The organism is Gymnodinialimonas sp. 57CJ19 (genome assembly GCF_038396845.1).
GTDB lineage: Bacteria > Pseudomonadota > Alphaproteobacteria > Rhodobacterales > Rhodobacteraceae > Gymnodinialimonas.
This window is the reverse complement of sequence record NZ_CP151587.1, coordinates 2,738,956-2,754,589: the sequence shown is the minus strand read 5'-3', so window position 1 is coordinate 2,754,589 and position 15,634 is coordinate 2,738,956. Positions and strand designations below refer to the sequence as shown.

At 61.9% G+C, this 15,634-nt stretch carries 18 protein-coding genes and 1 tRNA gene; 13 read left to right on the top strand and 6 right to left on the bottom strand.

Annotation, left to right across the window (positions count from 1 at the left end):
• Positions 1–30: 30 nt before the first annotated feature.
• Complete coding sequence (locus tag AADW23_RS13515; protein ID WP_341861467.1) at positions 31–1,269, top strand: DUF2254 domain-containing protein; 1,239 nt, start codon at positions 31–33, stop codon at positions 1,267–1,269.
• A gap of 6 nt (positions 1,270–1,275) precedes the next feature.
• Here AADW23_RS13515 and AADW23_RS13510 read toward each other — a convergent pair whose 3' ends face one another.
• Positions 1,276–1,773 carry a flavin reductase family protein gene (locus AADW23_RS13510; RefSeq protein ID WP_341861466.1) on the bottom strand — a complete coding sequence of 166 codons (498 nt, stop codon included), beginning with the start codon at positions 1,771–1,773 and terminating at the stop codon, positions 1,276–1,278.
• A 152-nt stretch (positions 1,774–1,925) separates the two neighbouring features.
• Between AADW23_RS13510 and speB the strand changes: the two genes are divergently transcribed.
• The 7 genes from speB (at position 1,926) to AADW23_RS13475 (ending at position 7,654) form a co-directional block, all read left to right on the top strand.
• Positions 1,926–2,891 carry an agmatinase gene (gene speB, locus AADW23_RS13505; protein WP_341861465.1) on the top strand — a complete coding sequence of 322 codons (966 nt, stop codon included), beginning with the start codon at positions 1,926–1,928 and terminating at the stop codon, positions 2,889–2,891.
• An 82-nt stretch (positions 2,892–2,973) separates the two neighbouring features.
• Positions 2,974–3,936, top strand: a complete 963-nt coding sequence (locus AADW23_RS13500) for a lysophospholipid acyltransferase family protein (RefSeq protein WP_341861464.1) — start codon at positions 2,974–2,976, stop codon at positions 3,934–3,936.
• The gene (locus AADW23_RS13495; RefSeq protein ID WP_341861463.1) at positions 3,936–4,745 is read left to right on the top strand and encodes an aspartate/glutamate racemase family protein; all 810 of its coding nucleotides are present in this window, start codon (positions 3,936–3,938) and stop codon (positions 4,743–4,745) included. Before AADW23_RS13500 ends, AADW23_RS13495 begins: the two co-directional genes overlap by 1 nt.
• A gap of 112 nt (positions 4,746–4,857) precedes the next feature.
• A complete protein-coding gene (gene argC / locus AADW23_RS13490; RefSeq protein WP_341861462.1) occupies positions 4,858–5,886 on the top strand; it encodes an N-acetyl-gamma-glutamyl-phosphate reductase in 1,029 nt (342 codons plus the stop codon).
• Between the two features lie 39 nt (positions 5,887–5,925).
• A complete protein-coding gene (gene ccmE / locus AADW23_RS13485; RefSeq protein ID WP_341861461.1) occupies positions 5,926–6,372 on the top strand; it encodes a cytochrome c maturation protein CcmE in 447 nt (148 codons plus the stop codon).
• Positions 6,373–6,497: 125 nt separating this feature from the next.
• A complete protein-coding gene (locus tag AADW23_RS13480; RefSeq protein WP_341861460.1) occupies positions 6,498–7,109 on the top strand; it encodes a holin-associated N-acetylmuramidase in 612 nt (203 codons plus the stop codon).
• Entirely contained in the window at positions 7,100–7,654 is a 555-nt protein-coding gene (locus AADW23_RS13475; RefSeq protein WP_341861459.1) for a holin family protein, read from the top strand. The genes AADW23_RS13480 and AADW23_RS13475 overlap by 10 nt, the downstream gene beginning before the upstream one ends.
• A gap of 9 nt (positions 7,655–7,663) precedes the next feature.
• Here AADW23_RS13475 and AADW23_RS13470 read toward each other — a convergent pair whose 3' ends face one another.
• On the bottom strand, positions 7,664–9,031 hold the full coding sequence (locus AADW23_RS13470; protein ID WP_341861458.1) for a M20/M25/M40 family metallo-hydrolase: 1,368 nt from the start codon (positions 9,029–9,031) through the stop codon (positions 7,664–7,666).
• 74 nt (positions 9,032–9,105) lie between these two features.
• Positions 9,106–10,008, bottom strand: a complete 903-nt coding sequence (locus AADW23_RS13465) for a LysR family transcriptional regulator (RefSeq protein WP_341861457.1) — start codon at positions 10,006–10,008, stop codon at positions 9,106–9,108.
• 99 nt (positions 10,009–10,107) lie between these two features.
• Here AADW23_RS13465 and AADW23_RS13460 point away from each other — a divergent pair, with 99 nt between their 5' ends.
• Entirely contained in the window at positions 10,108–11,133 is a 1,026-nt protein-coding gene (locus AADW23_RS13460) for an NAD(P)-dependent alcohol dehydrogenase (RefSeq protein WP_341861456.1), read from the top strand.
• Here AADW23_RS13460 and AADW23_RS13455 read toward each other — a convergent pair.
• Positions 11,069–11,620 (bottom strand): hypothetical protein, encoded by a 552-nt coding sequence (locus AADW23_RS13455; RefSeq protein ID WP_341861455.1) that lies wholly within the window; start codon positions 11,618–11,620, stop codon positions 11,069–11,071. The two genes, AADW23_RS13460 and AADW23_RS13455, sit on opposite strands and share 65 nt — an antisense overlap.
• A gap of 91 nt (positions 11,621–11,711) precedes the next feature.
• On the opposite strand from AADW23_RS13455, the gene AADW23_RS13450 reads away from it, so the two are divergent.
• A complete protein-coding gene (locus tag AADW23_RS13450) occupies positions 11,712–12,284 on the top strand; it encodes a Crp/Fnr family transcriptional regulator (RefSeq protein ID WP_341861454.1) in 573 nt (190 codons plus the stop codon).
• Positions 12,285–12,287: 3 nt separating this feature from the next.
• Here AADW23_RS13450 and AADW23_RS13445 read toward each other — a convergent pair whose 3' ends face one another.
• The gene (locus AADW23_RS13445) at positions 12,288–13,034 is read right to left on the bottom strand and encodes an SH3 domain-containing protein (RefSeq protein ID WP_341861453.1); all 747 of its coding nucleotides are present in this window, start codon (positions 13,032–13,034) and stop codon (positions 12,288–12,290) included.
• Positions 13,035–13,181: 147 nt separating this feature from the next.
• Positions 13,182–13,271: transfer RNA gene (locus AADW23_RS13440), tRNA-Ser, on the bottom strand.
• 211 nt (positions 13,272–13,482) lie between these two features.
• On the opposite strand from AADW23_RS13440, the gene AADW23_RS13435 reads away from it, so the two are divergent.
• From AADW23_RS13435 to rpmA, 3 genes are all read left to right on the top strand, one after another.
• On the top strand, positions 13,483–14,361 hold the full coding sequence (locus tag AADW23_RS13435; RefSeq protein WP_341861452.1) for a hypothetical protein: 879 nt from the start codon (positions 13,483–13,485) through the stop codon (positions 14,359–14,361).
• Between the two features lie 189 nt (positions 14,362–14,550).
• Positions 14,551–15,306 (top strand): 50S ribosomal protein L21, encoded by a 756-nt coding sequence (locus AADW23_RS13430; RefSeq protein WP_341864333.1) that lies wholly within the window; start codon positions 14,551–14,553, stop codon positions 15,304–15,306.
• Between the two features lie 7 nt (positions 15,307–15,313).
• Positions 15,314–15,583 carry a 50S ribosomal protein L27 gene (rpmA, locus tag AADW23_RS13425; protein WP_341861451.1) on the top strand — a complete coding sequence of 90 codons (270 nt, stop codon included), beginning with the start codon at positions 15,314–15,316 and terminating at the stop codon, positions 15,581–15,583.
• The last annotated feature ends 51 nt before the right edge of the window (positions 15,584–15,634 follow it).

Here is a 15,634-nt window from a genome sequence, read left to right as displayed (position 1 = left end):
TCGCTGGCGCCGTTGCTCTATCATCCTGTCATGATTAGCAAATGGCTTTGGACGCTGCGCAGCCTGTTGCGCGAACTGTGGGTGCGCGTGGCGGCTTTTGCCGTTTTGGCAATCCTTGTAGCGGCGGTCGCGCCGCTGTTGTCACCGCTTATTCCCGAGGAATGGGCCGAGGCTTTGGGCGGCAATGCTGTCGATGACGTGTTGCATATCCTTGCCTCGTCGATGCTGGCGGTCACGACCTTCTCACTGTCCATCGCAGTGAACGCCTTTACAGCGGCAGCAAGCGCTGCCACGCCGCGCTCCACCGCGCTTTTGCAGCAAGACACCACGACCCAAACCACGCTGTCCACCTTTCTGGGGGCGTTTGTCTACTCCATCGTGGCGATCATCGGCCTGAACGCGGGCTATTACGACCCAGGAGCACGGTTGGTGCTGTTTATTGCCACGATCCTCGTGGTGATTGTCGTTGTGCTGACCCTGTTGCGCTGGATGGGCTACCTGCCGGAATTCGGGCGCATGAACAACACCCTCGACCGGGTCGAGGAAGCCGCCCGTACAGCCCTGAGCACCCGGCTGAAAACACCTTGGATGGGCGCGCGCCCCATGAAAGGACCACCACCCGAGGGCGCGGTCCCCCTGAAAAGCGATCAAACCGGCTACATCCAACACATAGATGTCGAAGCCCTGAATGACTGCGCCGAGGCGGCGGGCTGCCAGTTCTATCTTGCCACTTTACCCGGAGATTTTGTCTACCCCGGCGCGCCCCTTCTCCATGTGTTGGGCGGATTCGATGATTCCGAGCCGGTGCGGCACGCCTTTACCGTGGATCGGTTCCGCAGTTTTGACCAAGACCCGCGCTATGGCATGATTGTTCTGGCCGAAATCGGATCGCGGGCGCTTTCGCCTGCCGTGAATGATCCCGGCACTGCCGTTGCGGTGATTGGCAGACAGCTTTCGGTTTTGGCGCAGTGGGAGGTTCGCGAAGCCCCCGACGTGCGCTTTCCCCTCATCCACGTCCCCTCTACCGATCCCGTTGATATGGTCGAGGCCGCGTTCCGCCCCCTGATCCGTGACGGGGCGCAAAACGCGCAGGTGCAACTACATCTGATGGAGGCCCTGGAAGCGCTCAACACCATCTCTGCCGAGGTTTTCGGCCATTCGGTGCGCACCCTTTTGGATGAAATCAAGGACAGGATTGACGGCGCCGAAGGATTGTCACGGCGCGACCATGACGATCTGGCCAAGCGTCTTTCGTCGATTGATGCCTAGACGCGCCTAATGGTTCTCGGCCCGGAGGTAGCGGCGCATCCCGTAGAGCAGCGGCTTGCCATCCTCGGCCACACGTACGGCCTCAACCGCGCCGATGCAGATGTGGTGCGAGCCGATCTTCTCGGCCGACACAAGGCGGCAATCAAACCCCACCAACGCCGCCGACAGAAACGGGGCGCCGGTTTCAAGTATGGTGTGATCCACGGCGTTGAACTTGTCGCCCCCCGGCGCGGGGATGCGTGACGAGAAGATGTCGGAAATCTCGGTTTGGCCGATCCCCAGCACGTTGATGCAAAAGCAGCCGTTTTCCAACACCAACGGCAGGGAGCTGGCGCTGGCGTTGAGGCACGTCAGCATGGTCGGCTGATCGCCATCGGCCGAGATCGAGGTCATGGCCGAAACCGTCACCCCGCCGCGTCCCGCAGGGCCGTCGGTTGTCACCACACAGACCGAGGCGGCCGCGCGGCTCATGCCTTCCAGAAATGTCGCTTTCAGATCGTTCATTTTCATCCCTTTGTCGCCGGCCCGTCTTGCCCGCTTACCTGTTGGGGGAAACATCGCCCACCCCGGTTCCCGGTACAAGATGGATCAATTCAGGGCTTCGCCAAGGCCCAATCCGGGTATAGCAAGGGCACAGGAAACGCGAAGGGCAAATCATGGCACTGGAAGATGCAAAGAACGAGGTCGATGGGGCGTTCACCCGGGGCGGGCTCAAGGGATTGGCATTCGAGAACGCCTTTTCCGGCGCGCCCTCGTTCTTGCGGCGCCGCTACACCAAGGATTTGTCCGGCGTGGATGTGGCGATTTCCGGCATTCCGTTTGACCAATCTGTCACCAACCGCCCCGGCACGCGCCTGGGGCCACGGGCAATCCGTGCGGCCTCGGCGCTTCAGCCCTTTGATCCGCCCTATGGATGGAACGGCTATTCCCCTTTGGAGGCGCTGGCCATCGCCGATTATGGCGACATGCCCTTTGACTATGCCCACACCGCCGATGTCCCCGCCCGGATCGAGGCCCATATTGCGGGCATCCTCGGGGCAGGGGCGGCGGCCATTACCCTTGGCGGCGATCATTCTATCACCCTGCCGATCCTGCGCGCCCATGCGGCTGTTCATGGACCCTTGACGCTGATCCAAGTGGATGCCCACACCGACACCTGGCCCGATGATGACCCTTCACGGATCGACCACGGGACGTTTTGCTACACGGCGGTGAAGGAGGGGCTGATTGACGTGGCTCGGTCCTCTCACATCGGCATTCGGACTGTGGTGGAGGATAACCTTGGCATCCACATCCACGACGCCCGTGAAATGCACGAGGCCGGAGCCAGCGCGGTTGCCGCGGCCGTGAAGGCACGGGCGGGCGATGGGCCGGTCTATCTGTCGTTTGATATCGACGCCCTGGACCCCGCCTTCGCGCCCGGCACCGGAACGCCCGTGTGGGGGGGCATGTCCAGCGCTCAGGCAGCGATCTTGTTGCGGGACCTGGCCGGGATCAACCTTGTGGGCGGCGATGTGGTAGAGGTCTCTCCGCCGTTCGACGTGTCGGAGATCACCGCCGTGGCGGGCGCCCATGTGGCGATGGAGCTTCTGTGCCTTTGGGGATGGACCCGGCGTGGATAGCGCGGGCCTTGTCCAAACATCACTAGACCCGCACAAAACGACTGACTAAGTGTTTCGTACAGCCTTCTGACGAGGTCATCCAATGCCCCTACGTCGCCGTTCAAATCGCAAGGCGCTGCACGCTTCCGAAAGGGCTGTGGCACGCGATATTTCTTATGCCAACTCTGCCGTCACCAAAGGCGGCCGGGCGCTGATCCGCGCGATGGAGAACTCGACCGGGCGGCTCAGACTGATCCGCCGTGCGAGGGGCTACGCCGAGGACATGCGCCAAGGCCGCGACTTCTGGGACGTGATGGTGCAACGCTACAAGCTGGAGCTTGAAGTGGTGGGCGGATCGCTGGATAACATCCCCGAAAACGGCCCGCTGGTGATGATCGCCAACCACCCCTACGGCATTCTGGACGGGCTGATGTTGGGCCATATTCTGGCGCAGACCCGAGGCGATTTCCGCATTCTGGCGCACCAGGTGTTCCAAAGGGCGGAAGACCTCAACAAGGTGATCTTGCCCGTATCGTTTGAAGACACGAAAGCGGCGCTGGCCCAGAACATCGCTACCCGCAAGACGGCGCTGTCCTACCTGGACGATGGCGGCGCGATTGGCGTCTTCCCCGGCGGCACGGTCAGCACGGCGGCCAAGCCCTTTGGGCGGCCCATGGACCCGAAATGGCGCAGCTTTACCGCGCGGATGATTGCCAAATCCGAGGCGACCGTGGTGCCGATCTATTTCGAGGGCCATAACTCTCGACTGTTTCAATTGGCCAGCCACTTGCACTCGACCCTGCGCATGGGGTTGCTGATCAAGGAGTTCCGCGCGCGCACCAACTCCAAGGTCAAGATCGTCGTGGGCGCGCCGATCTCACGGGCCGAGCTGGACGCGCGGGCAGGGGATCCGGTTGCGTTGATGGAGTTCCTGCGCCAAACCACCTATGCCTTGTCGCCACGCCCCCTTGACCCCGAGGCGCGGGGATTTGAATTTGAGGCTAAACATCGCAGGCCAGACGCAAAGAAGCCCGCGACGCGAAAAACGATAAAGGAGCGGTACTGATGGCAGTAGGAATTTTCGACAGCGGCCTTGGCGGGCTGACGGTGCTCGATGCGGTGTCCAAGGCGCTGCCCGATGTGCCGCTGATCTATTTGGGCGACAACGCCCATGCCCCCTACGGGGTGCGCGACGCCGATGACATCTACGACCTGACAACCGCCGGGGTTCAGCATCTGTTCGACCGGGGCTGCGATCTGGTGATCTTGGCGTGCAACACGGCCTCGGCCGCGGCGCTTCGGCGGATGCAGGAAGGCTGGGTGCCGGAAGGCAAGCGGGTGCTTGGCGTCTTTGTGCCGCTGATCGAGGCGCTGACAGAACGCAACTGGGGCGATAACTCTCCACCGCGCGAAGTGGGCGTGAAAGAAGTGGCGCTGTTTGCCACCCCAGCCACCGTCAGCAGCCGCGCGTTTCAGCGGGAGCTGGCGTTTCGGGCCATTGGTGTGGATGTAGAGGCGCAGCCCTGTGGTGGCGTCGTCGATGCCATTGAAGACGGCGACATGATTCTGGCCGAGGCGTTGGTGCGGTCCCATGTGGACGCGTTGAAACGACGGATGCCCGAGCCGCAAGCAGCAATCCTTGGCTGCACACACTACCCGCTGGTCGAAGAGGTGTTCCGCGCGGCCCTCGGCGACGGCGTCGCCGTCTTCTCGCAGCCGTCCCTGGTGGCGGCCAGCCTTGGCGACTACCTTGAGCGTCGCCCCGAAATGTTGGGCTCAGGCGAGCCTGCGTTTCTGACCACGGGTGATCCGAAATCGGTGGAAGCTCAAGCCACGCTGTTCCTGCGACGAGAGATCAAGTTTCAGGCCGTCTAGCGGCACACACTCGGCATAGACCAGCGGCCGTTATGGCCCCATAACGAACCGTGATTTGTAACGGCGGTGGCTTTGGCCTATTCCCCGTCAGACGCATCAGAAAGCAAGTCCCATGACCAAGAAAATCGCGATCCTAGGCGCTTCCGGCTACACCGGGGCCGAGCTGTGCCGTCTGATCCATGGCCACCCTGATATGGAGATCGTGGCCCTGACCGGAGACCGCAAGGCCGGGCAATCCATGGCCTCGGTCTACCCGTTCCTTCGCAGCGCCGCGCTGCCCGATTTGACGCGGATCGAGGATGTGGATTTCTCTGGGGTTGATCTGGCTTTTTGCGCATTGCCCCACGCGACATCTCAGCGCGTTATCAAAGACTTGCCCCTCGACCTTAAAGTTGTGGACCTTTCCGCCGATTTCCGCCTGCGCGATGTGGCTGACTATGCCAAATGGTACGGCAAAGCCCACGACGCGCCCGAGCTTCAGGCCGAGGCCGTCTATGGCCTGACCGAGTTCTACCGCGACGACATCGCCTCGGCCCGGCTGGTGGCAGGCACGGGCTGCAACGCGGCCACGGGGCAATTCGCCCTGCGGCCTCTGATTGCGGCGGGGGTTATTGACCTCGATGACATCATCCTCGACCTGATTTGCGGCGTCTCCGGTGCGGGACGCTCCCTGAAAGAGAACCTTTTGCACGCGGAATTGTCCGAAGGCACAAACGCCTACGCCTTGGGCAGCACCCACCGCCATCTGGGGGAATTTGACCAAGAATTCAGCCTGATCGCAGGCCGCAAGGTCGAGATCCAGTTCACCCCTCATCTGGCGCCGTTCAACCGGGGCATCCTGGCGACGGGCTATGTAAAAGGCGACGCGGACGCGATCCATCAAACGCTGGTTGACGCATATCAAAGTGAGCCGTTTATCGAGGTGCTACCCATGGGCGCAGCCCCCTCGACCCATGACGTGCGGGGCACCAACTATTGCCACATCGGCGTGGCAGCGGATCGGCGCAGCGGGCGGGCTCAGGTCATCGCGGCGTTGGATAATTTGTGCAAAGGCTCCAGCGGGCAGGCGATCCAGAATGCCAACCTGATGCTGGGGCTGGATGAGACTGCGGGCCTGATGGGCATGGGCGTATTCCCTTAAAGGATTGCGCAATCGTAGGGCAGGAAGAGAGGCGGCAAGATGCGTGGACTAAAGAAGCAACGGCGTATTCAGATTATCGTGCTGGCCTTCGTTTTCATGACGGCAGCCGTCGCGTTGATCGTCTATGGCTCACAAGATGCCTTCAACTTCTTCCGAGCGCCCGCTGAGGTTGCCTCGGACCCGCCGCCGCCCCATGAAGTGTTCCGTATCGGCGGCTTGGTGGAGGAGGGCTCTTTGGTGCGCGGGCAGGGTGAGACGATCACCTTTGCGGTGACCGATGGCGCGGCCTCGATCCCGGTGAGCTACACGGGGATCTTGCCTGACCTGTTTGGCGAAGGTGAAGGCATGGTCGGTACCGGGCGGCTCGTGGACGGCACGTTTGAAGCGACGGAAATCCTCGCCCGCCATGACGAGACCTACATGCCCGCCGAGGTGATCGAAGCGCTGCAGGAACAGGGCGTCTACGTCGACCCCAACGATAGCTGACGACGCGCCTCTCCTCGGCCAAAGGCCTCCTCGCAGGCTTGCGTTTCTTTGACGATGTTAGGGGTTTGTTAACCCCGCCATGGTGGATTCAAGCCTCCAGAAACCAAGAGCATGGAGGGCGAGCCATGCAAACGGTTCGGTCTATCGCAGAACAGATTGTGGCCCGTGAAGGCGGGTTCGTGAACGACCCCGATGATCCGGGTGGCGCGACGAAACATGGTGTGACGATCCACACGATGCGGGCGTTGGGGCTGGATCTGGACGGGGACGGCGATGTCGACGTGAACGACGTGCGCCGCATCACGCCGGAACTGGCCACGGACCTGTTTCTAGAACATTATTTCACCCGTCCCAACATCCATATGCTGCCCGATCCGCTGCAAGCCAGCGTCTTCGATATGCAGGTGAATGCTGGCTCCAACGCGGTGCGGATACTGCAACATCTGCTGCGGGATATGGGGCTGGATATTGCCGTGGATGGGGCCATTGGTCCGCAGACCGCGCGGGCGGCCCACGCCGCGATTAACACAGCGCCCGATCATCTGGTGGACGCCTACGGCATCGCGCGTCGGAATTACTATTACAGGTTGGCCGACCGCCGACCCGCCTCGCGCAAATACGCGCGGCGGCGCGATGGCGGCAAAGGCGGTTGGATCATCCGCGCCGAGGAATTCATTTCACCGCGCTACCACCTGACGGCGGCGCAACATCGGGATCGGACAGCATCATGGGATTGATTGATCGGGCCTTGGATGGCCTAGGAGCTGGCAGCACTGTGGAAGGCATCGGCGAGGCGGCGGAAGGATTGTCAGAGGTTTTCGTGCCCAACGCCACACGGGCGATGGAATTGGCTGCAGAAATTCATCAAGCCACGCTCGAAACCGCCGCGTCAGAGTTTCAGCACGCGGGCACGGGCCGGTTCGACCGAATGATTAACGGTCTTAACCGCTTGCCGCGGCCGTTTCTGGCCTTGGGAACCCTCGGCCTGTTTGTCTACGCGATGGCAGAGCCCGCAGGCTTCGCCACCCGAATGGTTGGCTTGCAAGAGGTGCCCGAACCGCTTTGGTGGCTATTGGGCGCAATCGTCAGCTTCTACTTCGGCGCGCGGGAATTTCACTATACCCGCGATCCCTCTGCATCCCGGGACGGCGCGCGGCGGCGGAGCCTTCGCGAACGCCTTGGGGGTATTTTTCGCCGCCGCGCCCCTGCGCCTGATCCCGCCGCTCCGACGGGGGAGCAGGCTGCCGACAACCCCGCCCTTGAGGCGTGGAGGGACCGCTAAAGGGCGGAGTTACCGCAAGTCCTCGGGGCGGGTGCCCGCCAATGCCCCCAACACGACACTCATCACGCCTGTTGCATCTTGCAGCAGGCGTTTTGGCAGATGCTCATCGGGGGCGTGTTGCGAACAGCCGGGGAAGGAATGCGGCACCCAGACCGTCGGCAGGCCCAGTCCATCGCGGAAAATGTCGTTGGGCAAAGAGCCCCCAAGCGACGGCAGAACCACCGGCGCCGTGCCGGTCCCCTCGGTGATCGCTTGGGTCACAAATTGCGCCGCCGGATGGCCCACCGGGGTCTGGCTTGCGGCGAAAGACGGGCCTTCCTGGGTGATCTTGATGTCCGTAAATCCGTGGATATCCAGATGCTTACGCAGGGCCTCCGCCAAACCCGCGGCCTTGGTGCCCGGCGCAAAACGGAGTTGCACCCAAGCCGAGGCACGGGGCGGGATGGCATTGACCGGGGCAGGCGGGTCGCCCGCGTGCATCGCCAGAACCTCGGCCGACGACCAAGCGTGGATCCGCTCGGCCGGGGTGAGCCCTTCGGCGCCCCAATCCGCGTCAATCGCGCCGCCCGCAGGGGTTAACCCTGTTAACGCTTCACGCGTTGCATCGGGGATCGTGCCGGGGGTCCATTCCGCAATTTGTAACGCGCCGCTGCGATCGGTGATGCAGGCCAGCGCGTGGGCCATTTCCAAGGCCGGGTTCCGCAGGGCGCCACCAAAGTTGCCAGAATGCCGCCCGGCGATGCGGTGTTCCAAATCCAACCTGAAGGTGGCCGCGCCTCGGGCGCCCAGAAAGACCGTCGGTCGCCCTGCATCCATGCGCGGCCCGTCCGAGGCCAACAACAGATCCGCGTCCAGCAACGCCCTGTTATGGTTGCAAAATTCCGCCAGTCCGGGGGAGCCTACCTCCTCCCCCATCTCGATCAACCACGTGACATTGGCCCCCAAGCTGCCCCGTTGCGCCAGCACGGTTTCAAGGGCGGTCAGGTTCACCAGAAACTGCCCCTTGTTGTCGGCTATCCCGCGCCCGAACCAATCGTCCCCCACTTCGGTCAACGCCCAGGGGTCGAGCCCGTCGCGCCATCGGCCCGCCATTCCAGGCACCACATCGCCGTGGGAATAGCTAAGGATGGTGGGCAAATCCGCGCCCTCATGGCGCTTGGCGACCAGAAAGGAATGCCCCTCGCAATCATGCACATCGCAGGTAAACCCTAACGCCGTTAACCAACCCGTCACATGGGACAGGAACGCCGCGAGCTGCGGCGCCGAGGCGGGGTCGGTGGCGTCGGTTTGATAGGCGATAAGGTCGCCCAATCGTTGACGAAACTGGGGGGTGCGAGCGGCGGCCGCGCCGGCGGAATAAAGGCTGGATCTGGTCATGAAAAGCAGACTATGCGGCAGGACAGTGAAGTGCACGGCGGAATTTGCAGTAGCGCGAGATGGGCATCAGCCGTCTATTTGCGCGACAATTCTTGCACCAAATAATCGTAAACCCGACGAATGCGCCGCGATGTCGTGACGTCGCGATGGGTCACGAGCCAGATGGGAAAGCTGAGCGGCTCCAAATCCGGCAATACCCGCACCACGGCGGGGTCAGCATCGCCGATGGCCGAATCCAGAATGCCTATGGCGGCGCCCTGCTTAACCAGTTCCCACATCACCAGATAACTCTCGGTGAACAAGGGGAAATTCGCATCGGTCAACCCAAGCCCCAAAGAGTTAAGCCCCTTAATCATTCCGCCCCCGCGATCCATATTCACAAAACTGGCATGGCGCAGATCATAGGGCGTGGCGGGGTGTCCCAACTCCTCCAGATAGCTCGGCGCAGCATAGAGCACCGCGTCGGCCATGCCAATTTTGCGCGCAATCAAATCCGGCTCAGTCGGGCGGAAGTTTCGGATCGCGATATCGGCTTCCCGGCGCAGAAGATCGCTGGCGTGGTTGGCGACCACGACCTCCACCTGAATGCCCGGCTCGAGGCGGCGCAGCTTGGCGACGATGGCGGGCAGCAGAACCGTCGCATAGGTCTCGCTCGCGGAAATGCTGATGCTGCCTTCAAGGGCCTGCGATTGACCAAGGGCGGTCAGCGACACCCGCCCCGCCGCATCGCCCATGGCGCGGACGTGTTCCAGCAATTCCATCCCGCTTGGGGTCAACGTCAGCCCGCGTCCGACCCTCTCGAACAGCACGATCCCCAGTTCTTGCTCCAACCCATCGACCTGCCGACCTAACGTCGGTTGTGCCATGCCCAAAGCCCGCGCCGCCGCCGAAAGCGAGCCTTCTTCTGCGGTCACCAAAAACGCGCGCGCTTTGTTCCAGTCAAATTTTACAGCACGCCAATCCATACGAATATGCATACCAAACTTAGAACTTTGGTCAATTCGTATGAGGCTTCCGGACCGATAAGCAGGGTCCACAGCGCCCGCAAGGTCGCGCCCCTCAATTGGATCGAAACGATGTTTGCCTATACCTATTCGCGCTACGGCGCCCCCGAAGTGCTTGAACTGACCCAAGTGCCCAAGCCGACCCCAAAACCGAGCGAGGTGCTGGTGAAAATCCACGCAACCACCGTCAGTGCCGGAGATTGGCGGGCGCGAAGTTTGACGATGCCCAACGGGATGGCTCTAATGGGGCGGTTGTTCTTCGGGATAACCGGACCGCGAAAACCCATCCTTGGTACCGAGTTCTCGGGCGTGGTCGAGGCGGTCGGAGCGGAGGTCACCGCCTATGCCCCCGGCGATGCAGTGATCGGATTTCCCGGCGCGAGCTTTGGGGCCCATGCTGAATATATCGTGATGCCCGAGGGCGGAAAGTTGGTGCCTATGCCCGAAAATTTGTCCTTTGCCGAGGCAGCTTCCTTGCCGTTTGGCGGCACCACAGCATTCGATTTTCTGGTTAACAGGGCCGGGATCAAAGCCGGGGAGGCGGTGCTTATCAACGGCGCGTCGGGGGCGGTCGGGTCGGCCTGCGTGCAGATCGCCAAGCACCTGGGCGCCCACGTGACGGCGGTGTGTTCTGGCAAGAACGCTGATCTGGTGCGGTCCCTTGGGGCGGACGAGGTCATTGACTACAAGCAGCGGGATTTCGCCGCCGAGGCCACTTTGTTTGATGCCGTGGTGGACACCGTTGCCACCGCGCCGCTCAAGCGCGTGCGGCATGTTCTGCGCCCCAGGGGGCGGTTGGTGATAATCGCCGGCAGCACCACGGACCTGCTGTTTGGCGCGGTGAAGGCGCTGTTTTATCGTCGGAAAACCATCGGCGGGGTGGCAAGCGAGGCCCGAGATATCTTGCAAGCCGTGGTGGACTTGGCGGCAGAGGGGCAGTTTCAGCCAGTGATCGACCGTTGCTATGGCTTCGACGTCATGCGGGCCGCCCACGCCCATGTGGACACCGGGCGCAAGAAGGGGGCTGTGGTGGTCAGCCTTCTGCCCGAAGCCCTCGCCAACGTGCCCAAAGACAGCCCCCAGCAAGGAGCAGCGTAGCCGTCACCGCCCCCGTCGTCAGGAGTGCCTTGGCGACGGAGGCAGCGCTTGTCGCAGCCACCAGGGGGGCAGGTAGATGCGGCATGTTAAGGATCATCGCCACGATGCCTGCATTCTCTGCGTAATCACAAAGCGCGGCCCCGATCGCGAGGGGGGAGGCAAGCCTTTGCCAGCCAACCGGGCGGCCCGCTGTAAGGAACCGGTTGGTGCTGACCAGGGTAGCCGCCAGTAGGGCGGGGTAGGCGGTATCAAGGGGGATTTGGCGGCTAAGGTAGTAGTGCCGCCCACTGGCCCCGAGCGCGTCCAACAGCGTCGCCGCCTCGGGGCCGCTATAGCCCATTGGGCGCATGTCAAAGGGCACCAACCCCGAAAGCGCCTGCAAGTGGGCGAGGGTTCCAGTGATCATTGTGACGTAAATCACCGCAGCCACGAACCCGAAGGTAAGGGCGGCGCGGGCATGTTGTTGGGGCAGGAAACGTGTCATCATCGGAAGACCTATTGGGATGTCATGGGGTAGTTGGGTCATCTGCCCTGATTGCGCCCGCGCGTGCATTATCATTTGTTAAGGGAATTAACCGTTGGACCTGCTGAGTTTCCTGCGCCAGTCGCCGGCGCTGAAAGACCCTGTCCAAGCCAAGCATTTCGCGACGCTCTGGGCCACGCGCAGGGGGCCGAAGGGCGCTCGGATCGCGTCGCAGGGCACGCCGGACAAGGCAGAGATCATCTTGCTCGACGGGGCGGCGGCCAGTTTGATCAGCGACGCCGAAGGGCGCACGGCCTGCGTCGGCCTGTATCAAGGGCCGTGCATCGTGACGCCGAGCATCGCCCGCACCCGCGATGGCCAGTCCCTTGTCACGATCGAGGCCCAAACCGATACGCTGATCGCCACCATGGACGCGGACGCCCTGAGCGCAGAGATGCTCTCCAACCCTTATGTGCGCGATTGGGCCAACGGCGCTCTGCGGGCCGCTTTGGCGCAGAAGGCGGACCGCGAATGGTGCCTTGCGGCTCTTGGCGGCGCTCAACGATTGGCATGGCTGCGAGAGAATTTCCCGAGCATGGAAGAGGTGTTCCCCCACGCGCTGATCGCCTCTCACCTAGGGGTCACGCCTGTGACCCTTAGCCGATTGCGGCAGGCTGCGAAGGCATAGGCATCACTGAAACACTTCACCGGTTTGCGCGTTTAAATACAGACGGTTCGCGACGGTCGCTCCACCACAATAGGTGAAGTAGATCGGTTGACCCCGGTGGCTGGAGGACGCCACCCATCCGCCCATGTCGCGAAAATCCTGAGCGGTGCAACGGCCTTGCCCGATCAGCGATTGGGCAGCCGCCGCAAAAGCCGCGCGGTGGCTGGCAAAATCGTCAGATCCGGCGATCAGTTCCTCAACACCCGAGGCACCAGCCGCAGGATCATCGGGACGCGTCCGGGAAAGATGCGCCAAGGAAACCCACTCGGCGAAAGCCCCGTCCGAGATGCCGTTGGCAGGGTCACAAGCCCCATTGCCGCTATCGACATAGGCGCTTTGGCCGCCGACACAGGCCGCGTCATAGGGCTGCGTGATCCGCGCCCACCCTGCGTTTTGCTCCCGCACAACCACCCCCTCGCGGAAAAACAATTGTCCAACGATACCGCAGCTTTGGGACGCACATGTGCGGCGGTTCAAACGGTCAGAGATGACCCAATACCGATCCTCAGCCCCATTCTCGGCCCAAGGGCGCGCATTCTCGTCTGGCAATGGGGGTACTGATCCCTCAGGGACGGGGTCGATCGTGCCGAGCACAACAAAGCAGACGAGAAAACTAACCAGGGCCACCCAACGCCGTTGGAAGGGCCGGAACGGGTAAACCACCCCCGCAAGCGACACGAGCGCCGCAAGCACCAAGAGAATTGTGGTCACAACGCCCCCCCTAAAGCTCTCATTTTTTAAGATAGTGGTTAAAAATCTTTTAATTTGAGGATGCAGACTGTCTGAGCCCGCGCAATTATGTCCGCATCAAGAAATGCCGTAGGGCACGCCAACTTAAAGGAACGGGAAGGGGGCTAGTGGCGGAGAGACAGGGATTCGAACCCTGGGTAGGCTTGCACCCACAACGGTTTTCGAGACCGCCCCGTTCGACCACTCCGGCACCTCTCCGCGGTCTCGGCCAATTGGCCGTGGCGGGTCGATAACGGCAAGCGGCGGACCGCGCAAGGGGCTGTTGGGGGGGTGAGGTTGGATTTTTACGCTCGCATCCCCATTATGCTGCCCTAAATGCAGGCAGTGTCCATTCTTTTGGGTGACCGCCCCATGGCCAAAGGGTCGCAACCGCGCCATGTTGCCCGCCGAGTGTATGAAGGAGCTTCCCATGATCCGCGCCGTCTTGTTGTCGTTGTCTATCGCCCTTGGGGCATTGGTTTGCACCAGCGACGGGCTGAGGGCGCAAGACGTTCAAGCCGTCAGCTCGCCCCGCTTGGCCGCAGAGGCGCCAGAACTCCACGCAATTCTTGATGGGTTGGGAATGTATGAGATCATTGCACTGATGGGCACTGAAAACACTCAGGGCGGCATTGATATAGAAGCTCAGCTTTTTCCCGGCGCAGGCGGGCAGGCGTGGCAGGCGACCGTGATGCGCCTTCATGCGGGCAATCGCATGGCGGTGCTCTTTGAAGATACCATGAGCCAAGACACGCTGTCGCCCGAGCAGATGCAGGAGATACAGGCCTTTATCGCGACCGAGGCCGCGCAACGCATGATTGCCGGAGAGATTGCCGCGAGGCGGTTGTTTCTTGACCCCGAAGCGGTGGCCACCGCGACCGATGTGTTTTTTACCGCGGTCCAAGAGGATGACCCACGCATCGACCTGCTGCGCAGGTTCAATGATGTGAACGGGCTGGTGGAGCGCAATGTTATCGGAGCGCTCAATTTGCGGGTGGCCTTCTATCGCGGCCTGATAGATGGCGGCGCTTTTGATAATGACGTGCCCGAAGGCATGATGCTGTCCGAGGTCTGGTCCCACGAAGCTGAAGTCCGGGAGATGACGATCGAATGGCTCTATGCCTATCAATTGGTGGCCTATGCCGACGCCAGCGACGACGATCTGGAAGCCTATATGGCGCTGGCGGCCTCCGATGCGGGGCGGGCGTTGAACTCGGCCTTGTTCAACGCCTTTGATTCCATGTTGACGACCCTGAGCTATGAATTGGGAACGTCAGCGGCAGCTTTCATCGCAGGGGAAGACACTTGAGGCGCAGAGCCTGTTGACAAAAACCCGAACATGACCGATACGGCGGCTTCCGGTGCGCCTTGGCGTGTGGGAATTGGTATGTATGATGCCCGAAAAGGGCGCGCAGCCCGAGGTGGGGAAACCCGGAACATGGACGACACCGAAAGGCATCGTTCGGACCACAGGGCGCGGGAAATGAAGGAAGATACTATGTTCGCTGTCATGAAGACAGGCGGCAAGCAATATAAAGTCCAGGCCGGCGATAAGCTGCGCGTGGAACTGCTTGCAGCAGAGGCCGGTGAAGAGGTCCAGTTCAACGAAGTTCTGATGCTTGGCGGTGACACGGTCACCGTGGGCGCGCCCCTCGTGGAAGGCGCCGCCGTACAGGCCAACGTGATTGATCACGTGAAGGGCGAAAAGCTGATCCACTACGTGAAACGTCGTCGGAAGCACTCGTCGCAGCGCAAGAAGGGCCACCGCCAGAAGCTGACCCTGATCGAGATCACCGACATCCTGGAGTCGGGCGGCGACAAGTCTGGCCGCAAGATCGCCATCGGCGCGGGCATCGCCGGTGTGGCCATTGGTGCCGCTGCCGCTGCTGCCGTTGTGGTTGCCAAGAAGTCCGCCAAGAAGGACGACGCCCCCAAGGCCGAGAAGAAAGCCGCACCGAAGAAAGCCAAGGCAGAGGCAGCCCCTGCCGCTGACGCCGCACAAGAGGGCACGCGCCCCGCAAACCTGCTCACGGAAGCCCGTGGCGGTCAGCCTGACGATCTGAAAAAGATCTCGGGCGTGGGTCCGAAGCTGGAAGGCCTGCTGCACGAAAACGGCGTGTTCCACTTTGACCAGATCAAAGATTGGGGCCCCGCAGAGATTGCCTATATGGATGACAAGCTGTCCTTCAAAGGCCGCATTGAGCGTGACAACTGGATCGAGCAAGCGACGACGCTTGCCGCAGAACAGGAGTAATTGAACTATGGCACATAAAAAAGCTGGTGGTTCCTCCCGCAACGGCCGCGACTCAGCTGGTCGCCGCCTTGGCATCAAGAAGTACGGCGGCGAGTCCGTTATCTCTGGCAACATCATTGCACGTCAGCGTGGCAACAAGTGGTGGCCGGGTGAAGGTGTGGGCGAAGGCAAGGATCACACGATCTATGCCGTGACCGATGGTCATGTGTCGTTCCGCAAGGGCTTCAAGGGCCGCACGTTCATTTCCGTCCTTCCGGCAGCCGAGGCTGCCGAGTAAGCGCCACTTCCCGTGGGTATGATTTTTCAGGGGGCCGGCGACATCGCCGGC

Coding starts and splice junctions, on each gene's coding strand:
- AADW23_RS13430 (WP_341864333.1), top strand. CDS start 14,551: ATGTTCGCTGTCATGAAGACAGGCGGCAAGCAATATAAAGTCCAGGCC.
- AADW23_RS13435 (WP_341861452.1), top strand. CDS start 13,483: ATGATCCGCGCCGTCTTGTTGTCGTTGTCTATCGCCCTTGGGGCATTG.
- ccmE (WP_341861461.1), top strand. CDS start 5,926: ATGCGTGGACTAAAGAAGCAACGGCGTATTCAGATTATCGTGCTGGCC.
- rpmA (WP_341861451.1), top strand. CDS start 15,314: ATGGCACATAAAAAAGCTGGTGGTTCCTCCCGCAACGGCCGCGACTCA.
- AADW23_RS13465 (WP_341861457.1), bottom strand. CDS start 10,008: ATGCATATTCGTATGGATTGGCGTGCTGTAAAATTTGACTGGAACAAA.
- AADW23_RS13500 (WP_341861464.1), top strand. CDS start 2,974: ATGCCCCTACGTCGCCGTTCAAATCGCAAGGCGCTGCACGCTTCCGAA.
- AADW23_RS13455 (WP_341861455.1), bottom strand. CDS start 11,620: ATGATGACACGTTTCCTGCCCCAACAACATGCCCGCGCCGCCCTTACC.
- AADW23_RS13470 (WP_341861458.1), bottom strand. CDS start 9,031: ATGACCAGATCCAGCCTTTATTCCGCCGGCGCGGCCGCCGCTCGCACC.
- AADW23_RS13480 (WP_341861460.1), top strand. CDS start 6,498: ATGCAAACGGTTCGGTCTATCGCAGAACAGATTGTGGCCCGTGAAGGC.
- AADW23_RS13515 (WP_341861467.1), top strand. CDS start 31: ATGATTAGCAAATGGCTTTGGACGCTGCGCAGCCTGTTGCGCGAACTG.
- AADW23_RS13475 (WP_341861459.1), top strand. CDS start 7,100: ATGGGATTGATTGATCGGGCCTTGGATGGCCTAGGAGCTGGCAGCACT.
- AADW23_RS13460 (WP_341861456.1), top strand. CDS start 10,108: ATGTTTGCCTATACCTATTCGCGCTACGGCGCCCCCGAAGTGCTTGAA.
- argC (WP_341861462.1), top strand. CDS start 4,858: ATGACCAAGAAAATCGCGATCCTAGGCGCTTCCGGCTACACCGGGGCC.
- AADW23_RS13495 (WP_341861463.1), top strand. CDS start 3,936: ATGGCAGTAGGAATTTTCGACAGCGGCCTTGGCGGGCTGACGGTGCTC.
- speB (WP_341861465.1), top strand. CDS start 1,926: ATGGCACTGGAAGATGCAAAGAACGAGGTCGATGGGGCGTTCACCCGG.
- AADW23_RS13510 (WP_341861466.1), bottom strand. CDS start 1,773: ATGAACGATCTGAAAGCGACATTTCTGGAAGGCATGAGCCGCGCGGCC.